The sequence below is a fragment of the Paraburkholderia atlantica genome (assembly GCF_000092885.1).
Classification (GTDB): Bacteria; Pseudomonadota; Gammaproteobacteria; order Burkholderiales; family Burkholderiaceae; genus Paraburkholderia; species Paraburkholderia atlantica.
Genome location: NC_014118.1, coordinates 1,127,348 through 1,146,090 on the forward strand (window position 1 = coordinate 1,127,348; position 18,743 = coordinate 1,146,090).

Sequence of the window (18,743 nt, forward strand, 5' to 3'; positions counted from 1 at the left end):
CGACTAGGATGAAGAGGACGCTGCTGCGGACTTCGCGATGAAACGCCGGTCGCGCGCCGCACGCCAGCGCGCGACGAGGTTCGGAATCAGCACCGACGCGAGCAGCAGCACGCCGGTCACGATGGTCAGCGTTTCGCTCGATACGTCGTCGAGCGTCAACGCGTTCTTCAGCACGCCGATGATCAGCAGCGACAACAGCACGCCGACCATCGAGCCGCGTCCGCCGAAAATGCTGACGCCGCCGAACAGCACCGCCGCGATCACCGACAACTCGAAACCCTCGCCGTTATCGCCGCGCGCACTGGTGAAGCGCAGCGTATAAACGATGCCCGCGAGCGCGCTGACGAGACCCGACAGCACGAATAGCCGCAAGCGGATCTTCGCGACTTCGATGCCGGAGAACGCGGCGGCAGTCGGATTCGCGCCGATCGCATAGAGGCTGCGGCCAAACGCGGTGGCTTGCAGCAGCACGGTGAACAGCACGGCCGCGACGATCACGATCACGAACGGCAACGGGATAAACGTGGGCCCGAGCGTGTTCATGCCGAACGCCGTGTACGCGGCCGGAAAATCCGCGACCGCCTGATCGCCGAGCAGCACATATGCGAGACCGCGAAATAGCGCGAGCGTACCGATCGTGACCGCGAGCGACGGCAGGTTCAGCTTGACGATCACGAGACCGTTCAGGAGTCCCGCCAGCGCGCCCGCGATCAGCACCAGCACGATCACGACCGGCATCGGCAGTCCCATGTGCCACAGCACGCCCATCAACGCGCTCGATGCGCCCAGCACCGACGCCACCGACAGATCGATCTCGGCGGCGACGATGATCAGCGTCATCGGCAGCGCCATCAGCGCGATCTCGGTCAGATCGGCGAACACGTTGCTCAGGTTCGCGCCGGTCAGAAACACCGGCGACAGCCAGCGCCCCAACACCAGCGACACGACCAGCACGATCACCAGCAACACTTCCCATTGCAGCGGCGTTTCGCGCTTGCGCGTCAGCAGCGCGGAATCGGGTTTAGCCATGATCGCGTTTCCTCATCATGCGTTTGGCGACGGAGCGGGCCAGCAGCGTATCGGCCGCGATCGCGGCGACGATCAGCGCGCCCTGGATCGCCTGTTCCCAGAACGGCGACACGTGCAGCACGACCAGCGCGATGCTGATCACGCCGAGCACGAGCGCGCCGAGCGTCGCGCCGAGAATCGTGCCGACGCCGCCCGTAATCGCGACACTGCCGACCACCGCCGCCGCGACGACCTGCAATTCGATGCCCTTCGCGGTGCTCGCATCGACGGTGCCGAAGCGCGCGAGCCACAACGCGCCCGCAAAGCCCGCGATCGCACCGGACAACAGGAAGCCCGACATCACGCGACGCTCGACGTTGACACCGGCGAGCCGCGCGGCCTCCGGATTCGAGCCGATCGCGTAGTGCTCGCGACCGGCGCGAAACTGCTTCAGATACACCGACAGACCGGCAAGCACGACGATCGCGATCAACGCGAGCGTCGGGATCCCGAGCAGCGTGCCGGTCGCGAGCCGCGAGTACGCGTCCGGCAGACTGGTCGCGTTGATCTGGCCGCCGTGCACCCATGCGTAATCGGCGCCGCGAAAGATGTACAGCGTCGACAGCGTCGCCACGAGCGAAGGCACGCGCCCCACTGCGACGAGCAGCGCGTTGATGCCGCCCGCGACGAGCCCGATCGCGAGCCCCGCGGCCAGCGCGACGAGCACCGGCATATGCGGGAACGCAACGTACAGGCTGCCCACCGCATACGCGCTGACACCCACCGTCGAGCCGACCGACAGATCGATATGCCGCATCAGGATCACGACGGTCATGCCCGCCGTCAGCAGACCGATGATCGACACGTTCAGCAGCACGTCGCGCAGATTCTGCATGTTCAGGAACTGCGGCTTCGCAAGCCCCGTCCCCGCGATCAGCAGGATCAGCACGACGAACAGCGTGGTTTCGCGGCTCTTCGCGATGCTCGCGACGAGACCGCCCGACGAAGCGGCGGAACGTTTCGGCAGCGATTGCTGGACCGGCGCGGGATGGGTCGAATGGCGCATCATGCTGCACGTCCCAATGGTGAGAGTCCCTGACCGAGCGCAGCGCCCATGATGCGTTCCTCGTTGGCGTCGGCGCGCGCGATCTCCGCGCTGATGCGGCCTTCGTGCATCACGAGCACGCGATCGGCCATGCCGAGCACCTCGGGCAACTCGCTCGAAATCATCAGCACGGCCATGCCGTCGCGTACGAGTTCGGCGAGCGCGCTATACACCTCGGCCTTGGCGCCGACGTCGATGCCGCGTGTCGGTTCGTCGATGATCAGCACTTTCGGGCCGGTCGCGAGCCACTTGCCTAGCACGACCTTCTGCTGATTGCCGCCCGACAACGTGCCGACCGGCGCGTTCGGGTCGCCGGCCTTCAGGCGCAGACGCGTGCCCCACTTGTGCGCGAGCTGCGTTTCACTGCGCGTCGAAATGAGACCGTGCCGCACGAGCCGGCCGAGCACCGTCATCGACGCGTTGCGCGCGATGCTCAGTTCCAGCGCTAACCCTTGCTGGCGACGATCCTCCGGCACCAGCGCGAGCCCGGCGCGCACCGCGGCCGCGGGCTTGCCCGTGTCGAGCCGCTTGCCTGCCAGCCACACCTCGCCCGCATCGAGTGTATCGATCCCGAAGATCGCCCGCGCGACCTCGCTGCGCCCCGCGCCGACCAGACCCGCGAGCGCGACGATCTCGCCCGCGCGTACGTCGAACGAGACGTCCTTGAACACGCCGATGCGGGTCAAGCCCCGCACCGACAAACGCACGTCGCCCGGGGTGCAATCGGCCTTCGGATAGAACGTTTCCAGATCGCGGCCGACCATTTTTGCGACGATCGCGTCGGTGCTCAGATCGGCGGTCAACGCGTCGAAGACTTTCGCGCCGTCGCGCATGATGGTCACGCGCTGCGTCAGCGCGAACACTTCGTCGAGCCGGTGCGTGATGAACAGAATCGCGACGTCGCGTTCGCGCAGCTTGCGCACGATCGCGAACAGCCGCTCGACTTCGGGCAGCGACAACGCGGCCGTCGGTTCATCCATGATCAGCACGCTCGCGTTCAGCGACAACGCCTTGGCGATTTCGATCACCTGCTGATCCGCGATCGACAGGCCGCGTACCAGTTGATCCGCGCGCAGATCGACGCCGAGCGACGCGAGCAGTCCGTCCACTTCGCGATGCATCGCGTCGTACTGGATGCGGCCGAAGCGGTCGACGGGCTGCCGGCCCATGAAGATGTTCTCCGCGATCGACAAATCGAAGAACAGCGTCGGCTCCTGATAGATGACGGCGAGTCCCGCGTCGCGGGCTTCGGCGGGTGTCGCGAAGCGGCGTGGCTCGCCGTTCACCAGGAGCTCTCCGGCATCGGGCTGATGCACGCCGGCGAGAATTTTCACGAGCGTCGATTTGCCAGCACCGTTCTCGCCGAGCAGCGCATGCACCTCGCCGGGCCACAGCACGAGGTCGCCGTCGGACAGCGCGCGCACCCGGCCGAACGATTTGCTCGCGTGCCGCAATTCGAGTCGCGGCACCGCGGATGGGAATGGCTGCACTGCGTGTCTCCTTTTTTGCGGCTGTGTTCTGCTCGACGCGGCGGCGCGTCAAATCCGGTAATACCGTTCCGCGTTACGCCGAAACAGCGCGTCTCTCTCAGCCTCGCTCGCATCAGCGACGATCGACGCATACGCGCGCCACAAATCCGTATACGAACCGAACAGCCGGTCGACCGGAAAGTTCGACGCGAACATCGCGCGTTCGACGCCGAACGTATCGATCGTTTCGAGCACATACGGCCGCAGACTTTCGATGGTCCATTGATGATCGAACATCGCGAGCCCGCTGATCTTTACCGCGATGTTCGGACAGCCCGCCAGCAAGCGCATGCCATCGCGCCACGCGCGATAACCGGCCACGCTATTGCGATCGACGAACATGCCCGCATGATTGACGATCAACAGCGTGTCCGCATGCTCACGAGCGAGCGCGGCGGCCTCTTCCATCTGCGACGGATACAGTTGCAGATCGAACGACAGATCGAATCGGCGCAGCAAGGCGAAATGCTCGCGCCACTGCGGCTCGCGCATGTAGTGACGGCCGACGTAATCGAACAGCTTGTTGTCGTGCACATTGAGAATCTGCCGGATGCCGCGCGTATTCGCGAACGACGCATGCGCTTCGAGCAACGCCGGCGCGTTCTGCGCGGACAGATCCACCGCCGCGACGATCGCATTCGGCATGCCGCGCGACGCGTGGCGATCCGCGATCGACTGCAGCCAGCGCGTTTCCTCGACGGGATCGGCCGGATCGTGATTCGCTTCGACGTGCACGAGCTTCAGCACGTCGATGTCGCCCGCTTCACCCAGCAGATCGTCGAGCAGATAGTCATGCTTCAGCTCGCGCGCATCGCCGACGAACGACACGCCCGGGTTCTCCAGCCACGGATAGCGATGCGTCTTCAGATCCCACAGATGGATATGCGAATCGACAACCTGCATGCGGCACCTTCGTCGGGTCAAAAGCGTTTCGAGGTTCGTGCGTCGTTGCGGGGTTCAGCTGTGTTCAGCCGGGTTCGGCTCTGCTCAATGACTGAGATGAAAGACCGGTTCGAGCATCTGCGACAGCGGCGTGTGATCGGGCGCGGTCTGCATGATGTCGGCCATGTAATCCCACCATTTGCGCATCACGTCGAGTTGCGGCAACTGGTCCATCGCGTGATCGCTGGTGCGAGACAGCACCGCGAAAAGATGATGCGTGTCGGGGTCGAAAAAAATGCGGTAGTCGCGCACGCCGGCGTTGTGCAATGCGTCAACGAGCTCGGGCCAGATCTCCGTATGACGCCGTTCGTATTCTTCGCGCATACCGGGGTTCAGCACCATCCGGAAAGCGATTGTCTCCATTGCGGCCCCTCTCCTGTCGACTTCTTCGAACGACTATAATTCCTGCATCGATAGCCTCTCAATCCGTTGTTGGGATTGGGCGATCCACAAACCGAATCGCACGGGCACTCTACTGGCACCATGAGCCAACATTCAGCCGCCGTCGCACTCGTCAACCGTCTGAAGTTCAAGCATCTCGCCCTGCTCGTCGCGCTCGACGACACCCGCAACCTGCACCAGGCCGCCGAGGCCGTCAACGTCGCGCAACCGAGCGCGAGCCGCATGCTCGGCGATATCGAGGAAGCGTTCGGCTTCCTGCTGTTCGAGCGCAACGCCCGCGGCATGACGCCGACACCGCTCGGCGTCGTCACGCTCGCTTACGCGCGCCGCGCGCTTGCCGAACTCACACGCTTCGCCGAAGACCTCGATGTCAAACGCCGGGGCGGCCACGGCCAACTGACCGTCGGCGCGATCATGGGCGCCGCGCCCGATCTGCTGGCAATGTCGGTCGCCACGCTGAAGACCGAAAGCCCGCTGCTCAACGTGCGCATCCTCGGGGAAACGAGCGACCAGGTCGTGCAATTGCTGCATCGTCGCGAGGTCGACCTTGCGCTGGGGCGCCTTACCAATCCTTTGCAGCACAACGACTTCAGTTTCGAGCCGCTCGCGCGCGAAACGCTGATGCTGGTCGTGCGCGCCGTGCATCCGCTCGCGCAGCGCACGCGCATCACGTTGCGCGAACTGGTCGCGTGGCCGTGGGTTGCGCAGCCGGTCACAAGTCCGGCGCGCGTGCTGTTCGAGGAGGAACTCGCGCGCGCGGGGCTCGCCACGCCAGTCAATCTGACCGAATGCGCGTCGATCTTCGCGACGCTGCAATTGCTCGAAAACTACGATGCGGTCGCGATGCTGCCGGAGTCGGTCGTGCGCGATCATGTGCGCGGCGGGCTGCTGGTCGCGCTGCCGCTCGAAATCGGCAAGAGTCTCGCGGGTTTCGGCATTCTGACTCGCAAGGAAGAACCGCTCGCCGAGCCGGCGCTGCGTTTGATCGAGCTGTTGCGCGGCTTCTCGCGCAACCTCGTGCGCGACGATCCTGCCGTCGCACCCGGCACGCCGACTTCGCCCGCCACGGTCAATTGACGCCCGCATCGCGCGTCGCTTATTGCAGGTTCACGAACAGGCCGCCGTCGACGAGCAGCGCGGCGCCCGTCACATAGCGCGCGCGGTCCGACGCGAGAAACACGACGCAATCCGCGACGTCGTCGGGATGCCCGAGACGGCCGAGCGGAATGCGCTTCTCGAAGTAGGCCTTCTTCGCTTCATCGGCGAGATCTTCGGCGTTCAGATCGGTGGCGATCGTGCCCGGCATCACCGAGTTGCAGCGGATGCCGAACGGTCCCAACGCAATCGCGCACGACTGCATCAGCGAATGCACGCCGGCCTTGGTCGGCGTGTAGTGCGTCTGCATGCCGCCACCCACCAACGCGCTGATCGAACTCGTCGCGACGATCGCGCCGCCGCTGCCCTGCTTTTTCATCTGCTGCGCGGCGGCTTGCGTGACGAAGAACGCGCCGTTCAGATTGACAGCGACCGTCGATTCGAGCACCTCGGCAGGCATGTCGAGAAACGCGTGGAACGGGCAGATGCCGGCATTGCTCGCGAGTACGTCGACCTTGCCGAACTCGTCGACCGTACGGCGCACCAAATCCTGGCCGGTGTCCCGCGCGGCGACGTTGCCTTCCACCGCGATCACACGCCGCCCCAACCCCTCGATTTCGCCGACCACTTCCTCGACCGCCGAGCGGCGGCCATACGATGCGTCGTTGTCACCCCAGTAGTTGATCGCCACGTCCGCGCCTTCGCGGGCGCAGGCCACCGCGATTGCTCGTCCGATGCCGCGCGAGCCGCCGGTGACGATCACGACTTTGTCCTTGAGCAGCACCTTAGTCTCCTTTGACAGGGTTCGCGGTTCAGCACACGTTCAAGCATTCAAATCGTTCAATGCTGATAAGGCCGCACCAGCGCGCATTCCGGGTTGAGCCGCACGCCAAAGCCCGGCGTGTCCGGCACCTTCATGCGCCCGTTCACCGGCACCGGCTCGTCGAGCAGCAGCGGGTTGAACATCGGCACGACTTCGTCGGCTTTCGGCGCCATCATCAGAAACTCGGAGAACGGCGAGTTATGGCGCGTGACGACGAAGTGATAGCTGTACACCGAAGATCCGTGCGGCACCACCATCACGTTGTGCGCATCGGCGAGCGCGGAAATCTTGATTAGCTCAGTGATGCCGCCGCACCAGCCGACGTCGGGCTGGATCAGATCGCAGCACTGCATCTCCAGCAGCATCCGGAAGCCCCAGCGCGTCGCCTCGTGCTCGCCGGTCGACACCATCATGCCGCGTGGCACGTTGCGGCGCAGTTCGGCGTAACCCCAGTAATCGTCGGGAGGAAGACATTCCTCGACCCATTTGAGGCCGTATTCGTGCGCGCCTTGCGCGAGCCGCGTCGCGTAGCGCACGTCGAGACTCATCCAGCAGTCGTACATCAGCCAGAAGTCGTCGCCGACGCGCGAACGCATGTCGGCGAGCTTGTCGAGGTTCTGCCTGAGTCCGTCTTCTCCTTCCGCGGGACCATGCTGCAACGGCAGCTTGCCGCCGATGAAGCCCATCTCCCTGGCGAGATCGGGCCGCGCACCGGTCGCATAGAACACCAGCTCGTCGCGCACCGGGCCGCCCAATAGTTGATACACGGGCTCCTTGCGGACCTTCGCGAGCAGGTCCCACAGCGCGAGATCGACGCCGGAAATCGTGTTCAGCACGACGCCCTTGCGCCCGTAGTACAGCGTCGCGAAGTACATCTGGTCCCACATCTTCTCGATGTCGGTGACGAGCTGCCCTTCGAGAAAACGCGCGAGATGCTTCTCGACGATGAACGCGCCGATCTCGCCGCCGGTCGTCACCGCGAAGCCCACGGTGCCGTCGCTCGCCTCGATCTCGACGACCAGCGTGCCGAGCACGTTGATGCCGAACGACTGGCGGCTCTGGCGGTACTCGGGGTAACGGGCCATCGGCGTCGCGATGTGATCGTCGATCCAGTGCCCGCCGGCCTGGTCGTGATAGTCCGCGCCGCCGCCGCGAACGATGAAGGCACGCACGTGCCGGATGGTAGGCATGGCCATGAAAGGGCTCCGTGAGAGAGGCGTCGAAGCGGCTCGACAACGCGCGTTCGACGCGTGTGCAATGCTGAGCAGCGCGCTTAGTAAGTGGCGCGGCCGCCGGACAGATCGAATACCGAGCCGGTGCTGAACGCGCAGTCTTCGGAAGACAGCCACAGGATCAGCGACGCCGCTTCTTCCGGCAGCAGGAATCGATTCATCGGAATCTTCGACAGCATGTAGTCGATGTGCTGCTGCGACATCGAATCGAAGATCTCGGTTTTGGCCGCGGCCGGCGTGACCGCATTGACGAGGATGTTTTTGGTCGCGAGTTCCTTGCCGAGCGACTTGGTGAGCCCGATCAAGCCCGCTTTCGACGCGCTGTAGTGCGAAGCATTCGGATTGCCCTCCTTGCCCGCGACCGACGCGATATTGACGATGCGGCCATAGCCCTGCTTCAGCATCTGCGGCACGACCGCGCGGCAGGTCAGGTACGGGCCGATCAGATTCACGTCGATCACGCGGCGCCACATGTCCGGCTCGAGCTCCCATGTCGTGCCGTTGCCGCCGGTGATGCCCGCGCAGTTGATCAGCACGTCGATCGAGCGGTACTCGGCGAGCGTTTGCGCGGTGGCCTGCTGGACCGCGGCTTCGTCGGTCAGCTCGACCGTGACGGCGCTGACCTTGCCGAGTTCGCTCAGTTCGCGCTGGCTGCGCGCGAGGCGTTCGCTATCGACGTCCCACAACGCCACCGACGCGCCCGACTTCAATGCCCGCTGCGCGACCGCGTAGCCGATGCCGCGCGCACCGCCGGTGATGACGACCGCGCGTCCCTCCAGATCGATCCGATTCATTGCCGTGCTCCTGTTGGCCGCCGTGCGGCGCGCCGTCGAGTTGTTGTATATCGCTGCGGTCAATATACGGGCGGTGCGATGCACCAACAATTCGACTATTGGAGGAGGCGATAGCAAAAGTGAATCGGCAGCGGGATCGAGCGCTAAAGGGAAGCGAAAATGCTAGTCATCGGCCGCGACGAAAAGCATCGACACATACAGAATGGTCGACACGACGATGATGCCGACACCAACCAGCACCTTGGTGCGGTCGAAGTTGATGCCGCCGATGATCGCTATGCCGATGCCGAACACCGACGACAATGTGCCGACCGCCGCGAGGCCCACGTGGATCTTGTTGCGGACCAGTCTTTTGCGCTCCGATTCGGCAGTGGTTTCCGTTTCGCTCTGTTCCATTCCCCGCTCCTTCGCGCGCGACGCAATGACCCTGGTGAAACCTGAGCCGCGATGGCCGGCGCGCGACATCGAGTCTCCGGTTGCGGTTCGACGCCGCGCGCCTCCATACGCTTCAGCGTAGTTTATTTAAGCCTTGCCGAGCGCCGTTATTTGACATCCGCGTCACTGCGCGACACCGACGCCGCGATGGCCGACACGAACACCGCGCGCACCGAATCGCCGACCTTCAGTTTTTCGAGCGGAATGCCCGGCGCCACGTCGAGCGTTTCGGTGCGAGACGGCCCGCGCAGCGTGATCGTGCGCTTCTTGCGATCGATCTTGCGCACCGTTGCCACGACTTCGACGCGCCGCGCCGATGCAACCACACCGTTGGCCGCGGGCTGCGTCACTTCGGTATCGATGCGCTGGCGAATTCCGCTCGGCGCGAGTTTGTCGACGCCGACCAGTAGCGCCTTTTTATACGCAATCGTCACGACGTCGCCGATATGCAGCTTGCTGACGTCGGCGGCTTGCGGATTCACGTCGAAGGTTTCGTCGCCGCCGTGGGGACCGCGCAGCGTCACGCTGTTCGTCGCGGGATCGATCGCGACGACGCGTGCCTGAACGTGCAGCAGCGCCGCCGCGCCGATTGCCCGCTGTTCCGGTGCGGACGCAGCCGCGTTGTCCTGCGCGAGCGCCGGCCCCGCCGCCGCGACCAAAACCGCTAACGCAACCGTGATCGCCTTCACCCGCATGAGCTCGGAGCCCGTTGCATTGCAAGCCATGAAATGCTCCTTTTGATTGCGTCGTTGTCACGACCAATGTTTTGTCGCAGATCGCGTACTACGCGCAGTAGCGGCAACTGCGGTCGCTTCGAAAAAAGGGAAAACGGACTATTAATCGCTTTTGTCAGACTGGGTATGCATTTTTTGAAACCAATAACGGTTCCTTTCTGATGCGCCTATTTGTCTCGCAGAACTGTTCGTGAAAAGCGCGTGCATCTCCATGCGATGCAGTCGGCATGTGCGGTGGGAGAGGGTGAGCTCGCGCAAGGAGCCGCGCGGCTTTGCGCACGGGTTCCCGGAGCGTCAGCGGTGGGGTAGGGAGCTAGCCATAACATATTCCTCGCAACGAGATGGACTACCGGGCGACCCAGTGTAAGCGGGTCCGGAAATTGCCGAACGTTATGACTATTTCAAACTGTCTCGGCGATGCTAGCAAACGGGTAAGGGAATGGCAAGACGAGGGATCGCCCATCGCTATTCCGATTAATCGGCTTGCGGTGTCGATTCTTTTATGACGAGTATTCATTTGCGATAAAAATATGATGTCTCTCGTTTTTGGCTCTGCCTGGGCAAAATTTGCAGTCTGCGAACTACTCAGCACAAACCCTTAATGGATCATACTGAAGCGATTGCGCATCACTTCGCGACGAACACAAAAAATTGTCGTCAATCATTGGAATACTGCGGGCATACCTGTATCGACCGAGCGAATTTTGCCGTGGAGGTCACAGCGATGCGGCCCACAGGCACAGCGTTTGCTATGGCTCGCGTCAGCGTTTAACACACTGTTTGAATATCGAAAGGACACCACACATGGTCACGACTCGCCCCTGCACCGCCGCCTGCGTCATCGACGGACGTCTCGTCACGCTCACTTTCTATCCAGACAGCGGCATGTTGCGTATTGCCGATCCGACCGGCGTCTGTCTAAAGGAAACGCGCTGGCATGGGTCATGGCGCGCTCTGCTGGAGGAGTTTCGCGGTTACTACGATGCGGCGGAAAACCACGACACGGCACGTGGCGTCGACGATATCGTCGCACGCCTCGGCGAGCGCAATGCTGAGGCGCCGCGGCAATTGGCATTCGCGTGAAATGGCATGCGCTTGCGCTCAACGGCGTGAATGGCGGCGGCAGCGCGCGACGCCTTTTCGTCGCCCGGAAACGCAGCGTCATTCCGGGCGCGCTTCATTCGGCGCGCCCGGCTGTCGCTGCGCAAACGGGTCATTGACCGAAATAGGTCTTGCACTCCGTGCTGAACGCGCAGGATTGGCTGCGCCGGCCTCCCGCTTGCGACTCGCCCGTCGGAACACCGCCATACGACGCGTTGCGCACGCCTTGCTCGCGCGGGTCCCAGCTTTGACCGTATGACATGTCAGTCGTCGCCTGTGCCGATTCGTTCGCATTTAGCTGCATCGTCGCGCGACCTGACATGCCGGGGTCCGCCTGGCCGCTCAGTTCCTCGGCGGTGACTGTTCTCGGCACCAGAAACAGGACGGCGGTCGCGACAATCATCAAGATACGTACTCTCATTTCCGGACTCCTCGATCCGGCGCAGCAGTGTTCGTCCTCCACAAGAATTGCTCCGCGAACAGCCAGCCTGCCCAATGGGGCCGAGGAACGGGTCGATGCCAATGCGATATTGCTGCGACGGGTCACCGAACTAAACAGATGAAGAATTACCGCACTTGCAACCGATATTCGACGCGCTCCTGAAGCGTCGGCGGAATCGGCGGGCATAAAGCGGTTGTAAGTCTGCGTTGCGCAGCTTTTCGTCTTTCTTTTATAGGTCGCGCCCCCCGGAATTCAATCCAGGAGCTTCCAGCAGAGTGGTCAATTGCCCACACCGTTCGATAAACCGCATTCACTGACAAATTCAATGTGAACTAAGCGTGCTTTGCCCGCGCATTGCGTTATGATGTTGCTACAAAGCACAAAAAGCGAACCCGCACATCGACGAAAGTCCGGTGAAAGACGGACAGCGTGGAGTGACTCCATCCATTCGCAATCACTGCATCGAGACTAAGAGTTTTTCATAGCGAACGTCAGGCTTACCGGCCTCGTTCGCCGCGCTGCGACATGCTGAAATATTTGCTGATTGAGACTCTCGGTTTGAGGGTCGGTTGTTCCAGCGGCCGTCTTTGTCCGAGGCCGTATTGCAATTCAGGGAGCAACGTTTTTTAGCCCGGCACATGGCATTTCCGTCAATCGACAACCCCACCGCGAGGCGGCCCCATTCGGTCGGGCTCGGCGCTTCGCAGCTTTTTCCCCGCAATCTGTCTTCGACAGTACGCTGCACGTTTTAGAAGGACAAATATCCTATGGACGAAAGGAAGCGAGATAGCATGATTGCGTATCTCCGCCATCGCATGGAAGAGTTTGGTATCAGGCCAGAAGACCTTGCCGCGGCGCTGGCGACCGAGTCATTGGCCAAAAAGGCTGAGCGCTATCGCAATGCGACCGGAGACAGCTGGGATGGCAATGGCGAAATGCCGCAATGGTTGAAGCAGGCCATTAGTGCCGGCCAGAGCATTGAGCATTTCGAATTGGCCGCAAAACCGGCGCCCGCACCCCAACCGAAAAAACAGGTCGACTGGTCGAATGACCCGTTCGCCGGCACGCGGCTCGCGCGCCCGAATAACCGCTAGGTGCAGGCCGCCGCGCTCGAAGGCGCGGACACTATGGCTGCGGTTTCGAAACGAACCGCCGTGCCACGCACCGGTTTTGTGCCACCGCTTGCCATATTCACGGTATTCGCGGCATTCACCGTATTCCCCGCATTGATGGCATTCGCCGGATCGACGATATTCGCGTGATTCGCGCGATTCGAGGCAGGCTGCGCATATTGCGGCAACTCGATAAACGCGCTGATCTGCCGCACGATCTGCCAGAAAGTCTTGTCGAAAAGACGGGCCTGCTCGTCAGCGGACCCTTGGTCGCCCGCGAGCGGATCGGCAACGGTCCAATAGACGAACGCCGGCGCACCGGGAAATACCGGCGCATGCAGTCCGCCGACGGATTCGTCGAGCGCGATCACGATATCCATGCGGGGCGCCCATTCGCCGGTGAATTCCAGCCAGCTTTTAGGGCTCAGCACCGCGCGCCCGGAAATGCCCGACTGCAATTGCGCGACCGCGAGTGGATGAAGGCGCGCGGCCGGTTCAGGGCCTGCGCTGAACGCCTCGAACCGGTGCCCCGCCAGTTCGCGAAGTAAAGCTTCTGCAATGATGCTGCGGATCGAATTATCGCGGCAGAGAAACAACACCTTATATTTTCTGGACACGCTTACCCCGTACCGATGTTCTTTTATTTAGCCTCTGGGCGGAATTGTGCCGCTCCAGTCTTGCGCCCCCGTGACACTACGGCGTCTTTTTTATTTGCGCCACGGGATTCGCGCCAGCTATCTCGAGTCCGGGGCACAGAGCACAACTTTGCGAACGATGGGCAGTGTACAGCGTCCTGCCCCCAGTTTCAGCACCCTTTTCAATATTAGTCAGAACAACCGACGCGGCCGCCGTCCCGCTGGTCCGGCTAGAACCGCTTTTCCGGTTCGCCGCCGCTGTGGGCGTGGACGTGGGCATAGGGTATACGCGGCATGCGTCGCCTGGAAGAAGGTCGCCGGGTCATCCCGGGTCGTTGCGACACGTCAGAATTTCAGGCCATTGAGGAACTGGAACCACAGGTTGCCGAGCGTGCCGGCCGGATGTATGTCGCCGGGGGTCTCATCGCGCTTCGCGTGGTTCGCGCGTTTGACATGCGGCGTGTCGTGAGGGGCGGTTTCTGAAGCCGCGCCGGTATCCTGCGCAGTTTTCGCCAGTTCCGGCTCGGCCGCCGCTTCCGCGCCCTTCGCCGCCTTCCCCGCGCGCTGGGTATTTTGCGCGGAGTCCGCCTCGTCGCGGCGCGCCGCCTGCAACGCCGCGACGCTGTCGGCGATCTGCGCGGCGCGCTGGGGTTCGCATTGCCGCCCGAGCAGCACGCCGAACAGCACGTCGCGATTGTGGCCCTGGTCCGCGAAGCGGATCGCGATCGACACCATCTCCGCATACGCGGCTTCGTCGGCCGCGCGCGCCGCCGCCTCACGCTTCGCCTGCGCGCGTTGCCGATGCGTGTGCTGCGCCTCCCACTCGCGCATCTGCTCGGCATAGACCGTGTCGTAGACCTTGCGCTGCTCGGCATCGGACAGGATCGCGTACGCGTCCTTGATTTCCTGGAACGCTGCGCGCGCCACGTCTTCGGCACCGTGATTACGATCCGGATGCCACTTCATCGCGGCTTTCCGGTAGGCCCGCTTGATTTCGTCGTCGGTGGCGTGGGCGGGCACGCCGAGCGTGTCATACAGGGTTGCCATGCTGAGCTCGATCTCGCGGAAAATCACTGCGGGCATCGTAGCATGCAAAAAGCGGCGTCATCGTGAAGTGGCTACCACGCAGGCGCATGCAACCGGCATTGCCGCAATGGCATAGCCGCCATACCGGCCAACGACCCACGAAAAAAATGGCCCCACCACTTGCGTAGCGAGGCCGAGTCCCATGTCTAAGGAGATGTCATGGAGGAGACGAGCCAATCATATCGTCGCGCCCGCAACCGCCCAACCAACGGTTCGCCATATGCTTATCTGCCGCGCTCTCACGTGCATTGCAGAGGGGCTCAGCGAGTTGTTGCCAGTCGGTTATATCGTTAGAACAAAAAGTCGCTTAGCCGCGTGGCGGCCGCTCATTAAGATGACACTTCAAAGTCCGGTTCGCCGCGGTCGGTCCATTCACGGCCGTGCACGTGCGTTGCTAGCGCTGCATGAGTTCTGCATCAACCGCGCCGCCAACCGCACCGTGAACCGCAATCGAAGGAGCATTTCGTTGAGCAGATCCGATCATTCCCGCCCGCCGCTCATCGTCGGCATCGGCGGTACGACACGCGCGGCCTCGTCCACCGAGCGCGCGCTGGCCTTCGCGTTGCGCGCAGCCGAAGCCGCCGGCGCGCATACCCGCCTGTTCGGCGGCACTTTTCTGCATAGCCTGCCGCACTACGCGCCGGAACAGCCGGCTCGCACCGACGAACAGCGCGAGCTGATCGAGGCCGTGCGTCGCGCGGACGCGGTGATCATCGCGACACCCGGCTATCACGGCGGCGTGTCCGGGCTCGTGAAAAACGCTCTCGACACGCTCGAAGAATTGCGCGCCGACGAGCGCCCGTATCTGGATGGCCGCGCGGTGGGCTGCATCGTCACCGCCTACGGCTGGCAGGCGGCAGGCTCCGTGCTGACGTCGCTGCGCTCGATCGTGCATGCGCTGCGTGGCTGGCCGACGCCGTTCGGTGCCGGCATCAACACGCTGGAGACGCGCTTCGATAGCGTCGACAGCTGCTCCGATCCGAAAGTGATCGAGCAACTCGCGACCGTCGGCCAGCAAGCCGCGCAGTTCGCGCTCGCGTTCAATGCACAGCGTGCGCACGGCGCGCCCGCCGCGTCGAACCATTTGACCGCGAACCGGTCATCCGCACCTAGCACCCCCACCTCGATCGCCGCGGACGGCCGTTCAGCGCGCGTCCTGCACGCGGTCTGAAATACTCTCCGGGCATCGTGACGCCGCCGCAATTGCGCGCGGCGCCACGCTTTGCGCCGAGCGACCGTGCGCCACATAACAGACATCGCGACCCGGCTCGAATAGAGTCCCGAACACAGCGACTTTGATCCGATCCGGGCTTCTGATTACCACTCCCGCGCCGCGCTGATTTGCTTCCGACGAAAGATTGGTTCACCCGCTGCGCAGCGCGCCCTACGCTTGACCCTGCCCGCCGCTTCACTCACTTCGGCAACGACGGGGCCGCGCCGCACGCATTGGTATTCCGCACGACACTCGCGGACACACAGACAAGTCAAGATCATGAACTCACACATCCGCTATAAGGGCTACGAGGTCGAAGCGGCAACGCAACTGCTCCCCAACGGATTATTCGCCGCCAATCTGACGATCGAGCAGCGCGACGAGAATACGCGCAAGGCTTATTCGTTCGACGCGCTCGACTACTTCTTCGACGAAGAGCATGCGCTCGCCTATGCGTCCGACTGGGGACGCATGTGGATCGATAACCATCAGTAAGCACATTCGATATCGATCGCAGCGAGCGCGACGCGTGTCGTGCATCGCCCGGCATCGGCTTTCAGGCGGATGTGCCAGAATAGCTGAACCCTTGCGTTCGCTGTCTGCCCGCGTGACCTGTCCGCTTCTTCGACGGATGCACTCGAACCTCGCGCCGCCCGCGACGCATCCATCGATACGGAGACGCCGGTCATGACATGGACCGTCGATGCACAACTCGCGCTCAGTGCGACACAAGCGGTCGAGGCGCTGCAATCCGGCCGGCTCAAAGCCTCCGACTATGTCGCCACCCTGCTCGCGCGCGCCGCCGCGCTCACGCAGCTGAACGCGCTCACCACGCTCGACTTCCACGGCGCGCTCGCCGCCGCGCAGCGCATCGACGCATTGCCTCCAGCGGAACGAGCGCGACTGCCGCTTTGCGGCCTGCCGATAGTCGTCAAGGACAACATCAACACCGCGGGTCTGCCGACCACGGCCGGCACGCCCGCGCTCGCCAGCTTCGTGCCGACCACCAGCGCGCCATCGGTGCAACGCCTCGTCGACGCGGGCGCGGTTGTGCTCGGCAAGGCCAACATGCACGAGCTCGCGTTCGGCATCACGAGTACCAACCTGTCCGCGCACGCGGGGCCGGTGCGCAACCCGTACGATCCGTCGCTGATGCCGGGCGGCTCGTCGGGCGGCACCGCGGTGGCGATCGCCGCGCGCATCGCGCCCGCAGGACTCGGCACCGACACCGGCGGCTCCACCCGCATCCCGGCGGCGCTGACCGGCACCGCGGGCTTGCGTCCATCGGTCGGCAACGGCGGCGCCGAGCGGCGCTATCACGACCCGAACGCGGTGGTGCCGATCAGCCATACGCGCGACACCGTTGGCCCGATGGCGCGCAGCGTCGCCGACCTGGCGCTGCTCGACGGCGTGATCACCGGTGACGGCGCGTTGCCTGAGATTGCGCTCGATGGCTTGCGCATCGGCTTGCCCGCGCCACTGTGGGACGCTCTCGAACGACAGGTCGAAGACGTCGCGCGCGCCGCGTTGCACAAGCTCGAAGCGGCGGGTGTCACGTTCGTGCCGGTCGCGATGACCGAGTTGGAGTATCTGAACGGAATGGTCGGCGGTCCGCTCGCCATTCACGAAGCGCGCGACGACGTGCTTGCGTGGCTCGTCGCGAATCAGGCGCCGGTGCGGACCGTCGCCGATCTCGCTGTGCGCATCGCGAGCCCCGACGTGCGCGCGATCTATGACGACGTGCTCGCAGACGTGCTCGGCTCGCACTACTCCGCCGCGCTCAACTACTGGCGACCGCGGCTGCAGAATTACGTCGCCGCGACGTTCGCGAATGCCGGTCTGGATGCGTTGCTGTTTCCGACGACGCGCCTCGTCGCGGTGCCGATCGACGATCTGAACGGCTCGTCGACTGTCACGATCGACGGCGGTCCGCCGATCGATACGATGGAAGCGTTCCTGCGCAATACCGACCCGGCCAGCACATCCGGCATTCCGGGGCTGTCGCTGCCGGCGGGTATCAGCGCGAGCGGGCTGCCGGTCGGCCTCGAACTCGATGGACCGCTCGGCTCCGACAGGCGGCTGCTGGCCATCGGTGTCGCGATCGAACAGGTACTGGGAGCGTTGCCGGCGCCGGTGCTGTGAAGCCCGTGTTTCACGTCGGTGCCATCCGGTTCGTGCTTTAATGCCTGCGCACTACAGCCTGCATTCCGACGCTTTCCCTGCCCGAACCCCACCCTAAGCGACGATGACGAACCTCGCCACCGCCCTCTCATCTCGCGGCCTCGCGCGCCGCATCGTTCATTCGACCGCCTTGCTCGCGGTCGCTTTCGTGGTCAGCGCCTGTGCGCGCCTCGCGACGGTCGATTCCAACGCGCTGTGGAAAATCGTCGACATCCGCTGCGTGCCGTCGCAGCAGGCCACCGGCACGCCGGGTCAATGCACGGTCGTCGATCTCGACAAGCGCTATGTCGTCCTGAAGGACATTCTGGGCCGCTCGCAGTTTCTGCTGATGCCGACCGATCGCATCACCGGCATCGAAAGTCCGCTGATTCTCGCACCCGATGCGAAGGACTACTGGAGCGGCGCGTGGGATTCGCGCCATTACGTGCAGCAAGCGGTCAAACGTGAATTGCCCGACGATCAGCTCGGCCTCGAAATCAACTCCGAATACCGTCGCTCGCAAAATCAGCTGCATATCCACATCGACTGCATGCGGCGTGAAGTCAGTGCCGCGCTTGCCAGTCACGCTCACGACACGCCCGGCGAATGGCGCTGGGCGACGCTCGATGGCAAGCGCTACAGGATCATGCGCGTGAGCTCGCTGAGCGGCGCCGACAACCCGTTCAGGATCGTCGCGCGCAACAATCCCGATCCGGCGACGATGGCCATGCAAACTATCCTCGTCACCGGCGCGGGACCATCGGCGGCTCGCGATGGGTGGCTGATCGTCAACAGCGGTATCGACATCGATGGCGGCAGCGGCACGGCCGAAGGGCTGCTCGATCACGCGTGCCGCGTGGCGGACGATCATTGAACGCTTACTGGATACGCACTA

At 63.6% G+C, this 18,743-nt stretch carries 20 protein-coding genes; 7 read left to right on the forward strand and 13 right to left on the reverse strand.

Translation table 11 applies throughout. The features are described 5' to 3' along the window. Positions 1-3 precede the first annotated feature (3 nt). The 5 genes from BC1002_RS21095 to rhaM form a co-directional block, all read right to left on the reverse strand. Positions 4-1,029 carry an ABC transporter permease gene (locus BC1002_RS21095; protein ID WP_013092022.1) on the reverse strand — a complete coding sequence of 342 codons (1,026 nt, stop codon included), beginning with the start codon at positions 1,027-1,029 and terminating at the stop codon, positions 4-6. Continuing rightward, positions 1,022-2,077, reverse strand: a complete 1,056-nt coding sequence (locus BC1002_RS21100) for an ABC transporter permease (protein WP_013092023.1) — start codon at positions 2,075-2,077, stop codon at positions 1,022-1,024. Before BC1002_RS21100 ends, BC1002_RS21095 begins: the two co-directional genes overlap by 8 nt. Beyond that, positions 2,074-3,603: a sugar ABC transporter ATP-binding protein gene (locus BC1002_RS21105; protein ID WP_013092024.1), complete on the reverse strand. Its 1,530-nt coding sequence runs from the start codon at positions 3,601-3,603 to the stop codon at positions 2,074-2,076. Before BC1002_RS21105 ends, BC1002_RS21100 begins: the two co-directional genes overlap by 4 nt. A 48-nt stretch (positions 3,604-3,651) precedes the next feature. Next, positions 3,652-4,545 carry an amidohydrolase family protein gene (locus BC1002_RS21110; RefSeq protein ID WP_013092025.1) on the reverse strand — a complete coding sequence of 298 codons (894 nt, stop codon included), beginning with the start codon at positions 4,543-4,545 and terminating at the stop codon, positions 3,652-3,654. An 84-nt stretch (positions 4,546-4,629) separates the two neighbouring features. Then, positions 4,630-4,947, reverse strand: coding sequence for an L-rhamnose mutarotase (gene rhaM, locus BC1002_RS21115; protein WP_013092026.1), 318 nt, complete (start codon positions 4,945-4,947; stop codon positions 4,630-4,632). Between the two features lie 120 nt (positions 4,948-5,067). On the opposite strand from rhaM, the gene BC1002_RS21120 reads away from it, so the two are divergent. Then, positions 5,068-6,063 (forward strand): LysR family transcriptional regulator, encoded by a 996-nt coding sequence (locus BC1002_RS21120; protein WP_013092027.1) that lies wholly within the window; start codon positions 5,068-5,070, stop codon positions 6,061-6,063. Between the two features lie 19 nt (positions 6,064-6,082). Here the strand turns inward: BC1002_RS21120 and BC1002_RS21125 are convergent, their stop codons facing one another. The 5 genes from BC1002_RS21125 to BC1002_RS21145 form a co-directional block, all read right to left on the reverse strand. Continuing rightward, positions 6,083-6,865, reverse strand: coding sequence for an L-rhamnose 1-dehydrogenase Lra1 (locus BC1002_RS21125; RefSeq protein WP_013092028.1), 783 nt, complete (start codon positions 6,863-6,865; stop codon positions 6,083-6,085). A gap of 56 nt (positions 6,866-6,921) precedes the next feature. Continuing rightward, complete coding sequence (gene rhmD / locus BC1002_RS21130; protein WP_013092029.1) at positions 6,922-8,100, reverse strand: L-rhamnonate dehydratase; 1,179 nt, start codon at positions 8,098-8,100, stop codon at positions 6,922-6,924. Positions 8,101-8,177: 77 nt separating this feature from the next. Further along, complete coding sequence (locus BC1002_RS21135; protein WP_013092030.1) at positions 8,178-8,930, reverse strand: SDR family NAD(P)-dependent oxidoreductase; 753 nt, start codon at positions 8,928-8,930, stop codon at positions 8,178-8,180. Positions 8,931-9,092: 162 nt separating this feature from the next. Continuing rightward, on the reverse strand, positions 9,093-9,326 hold the full coding sequence (locus BC1002_RS21140) for a hypothetical protein (RefSeq protein ID WP_013092031.1): 234 nt from the start codon (positions 9,324-9,326) through the stop codon (positions 9,093-9,095). Positions 9,327-9,472: 146 nt separating this feature from the next. After that, a complete protein-coding gene (locus tag BC1002_RS21145) occupies positions 9,473-10,090 on the reverse strand; it encodes a copper-binding protein (RefSeq protein ID WP_013092032.1) in 618 nt (205 codons plus the stop codon). 813 nt (positions 10,091-10,903) lie between these two features. Here BC1002_RS21145 and BC1002_RS21150 point away from each other — a divergent pair. Then, on the forward strand, positions 10,904-11,182 hold the full coding sequence (locus BC1002_RS21150; protein ID WP_013092033.1) for a hypothetical protein: 279 nt from the start codon (positions 10,904-10,906) through the stop codon (positions 11,180-11,182). Positions 11,183-11,312: 130 nt separating this feature from the next. Here BC1002_RS21150 and BC1002_RS21155 read toward each other — a convergent pair whose 3' ends face one another. Continuing rightward, on the reverse strand, positions 11,313-11,621 hold the full coding sequence (locus BC1002_RS21155; RefSeq protein WP_013092034.1) for a hypothetical protein: 309 nt from the start codon (positions 11,619-11,621) through the stop codon (positions 11,313-11,315). Between the two features lie 788 nt (positions 11,622-12,409). Here BC1002_RS21155 and BC1002_RS21160 point away from each other — a divergent pair. Next, the gene (locus BC1002_RS21160; RefSeq protein WP_013092035.1) at positions 12,410-12,736 is read left to right on the forward strand and encodes an H-NS histone family protein; all 327 of its coding nucleotides are present in this window, start codon (positions 12,410-12,412) and stop codon (positions 12,734-12,736) included. Here BC1002_RS21160 and BC1002_RS21165 read toward each other — a convergent pair. Next, positions 12,733-13,371: an arsenate reductase/protein-tyrosine-phosphatase family protein gene (locus BC1002_RS21165; RefSeq protein WP_013092036.1), complete on the reverse strand. Its 639-nt coding sequence runs from the start codon at positions 13,369-13,371 to the stop codon at positions 12,733-12,735. The two genes, BC1002_RS21160 and BC1002_RS21165, sit on opposite strands and share 4 nt — an antisense overlap. Positions 13,372-13,734: 363 nt before the next feature. After that, positions 13,735-14,436 carry a J domain-containing protein gene (locus tag BC1002_RS21170; RefSeq protein ID WP_193373054.1) on the reverse strand — a complete coding sequence of 234 codons (702 nt, stop codon included), beginning with the start codon at positions 14,434-14,436 and terminating at the stop codon, positions 13,735-13,737. Positions 14,437-14,941: 505 nt separating this feature from the next. Here BC1002_RS21170 and BC1002_RS21175 point away from each other — a divergent pair. The 4 genes from BC1002_RS21175 to BC1002_RS21195 all read left to right on the forward strand — a co-directional run bounded on the left by BC1002_RS21175 (position 14,942) and on the right by BC1002_RS21195 (position 18,722). Beyond that, on the forward strand, positions 14,942-15,646 hold the full coding sequence (locus BC1002_RS21175) for an NADPH-dependent FMN reductase (RefSeq protein ID WP_041735355.1): 705 nt from the start codon (positions 14,942-14,944) through the stop codon (positions 15,644-15,646). Between the two features lie 321 nt (positions 15,647-15,967). Beyond that, positions 15,968-16,183, forward strand: a complete 216-nt coding sequence (locus BC1002_RS21180) for a hypothetical protein (protein ID WP_008917353.1) — start codon at positions 15,968-15,970, stop codon at positions 16,181-16,183. Between the two features lie 192 nt (positions 16,184-16,375). Continuing rightward, positions 16,376-17,830 carry an indoleacetamide hydrolase gene (gene iaaH / locus BC1002_RS21190; protein WP_013092039.1) on the forward strand — a complete coding sequence of 485 codons (1,455 nt, stop codon included), beginning with the start codon at positions 16,376-16,378 and terminating at the stop codon, positions 17,828-17,830. Between the two features lie 103 nt (positions 17,831-17,933). Then, positions 17,934-18,722 carry a CDP-diacylglycerol diphosphatase gene (locus BC1002_RS21195; RefSeq protein ID WP_013092040.1) on the forward strand — a complete coding sequence of 263 codons (789 nt, stop codon included), beginning with the start codon at positions 17,934-17,936 and terminating at the stop codon, positions 18,720-18,722. Positions 18,723-18,743 lie beyond the last annotated feature (21 nt).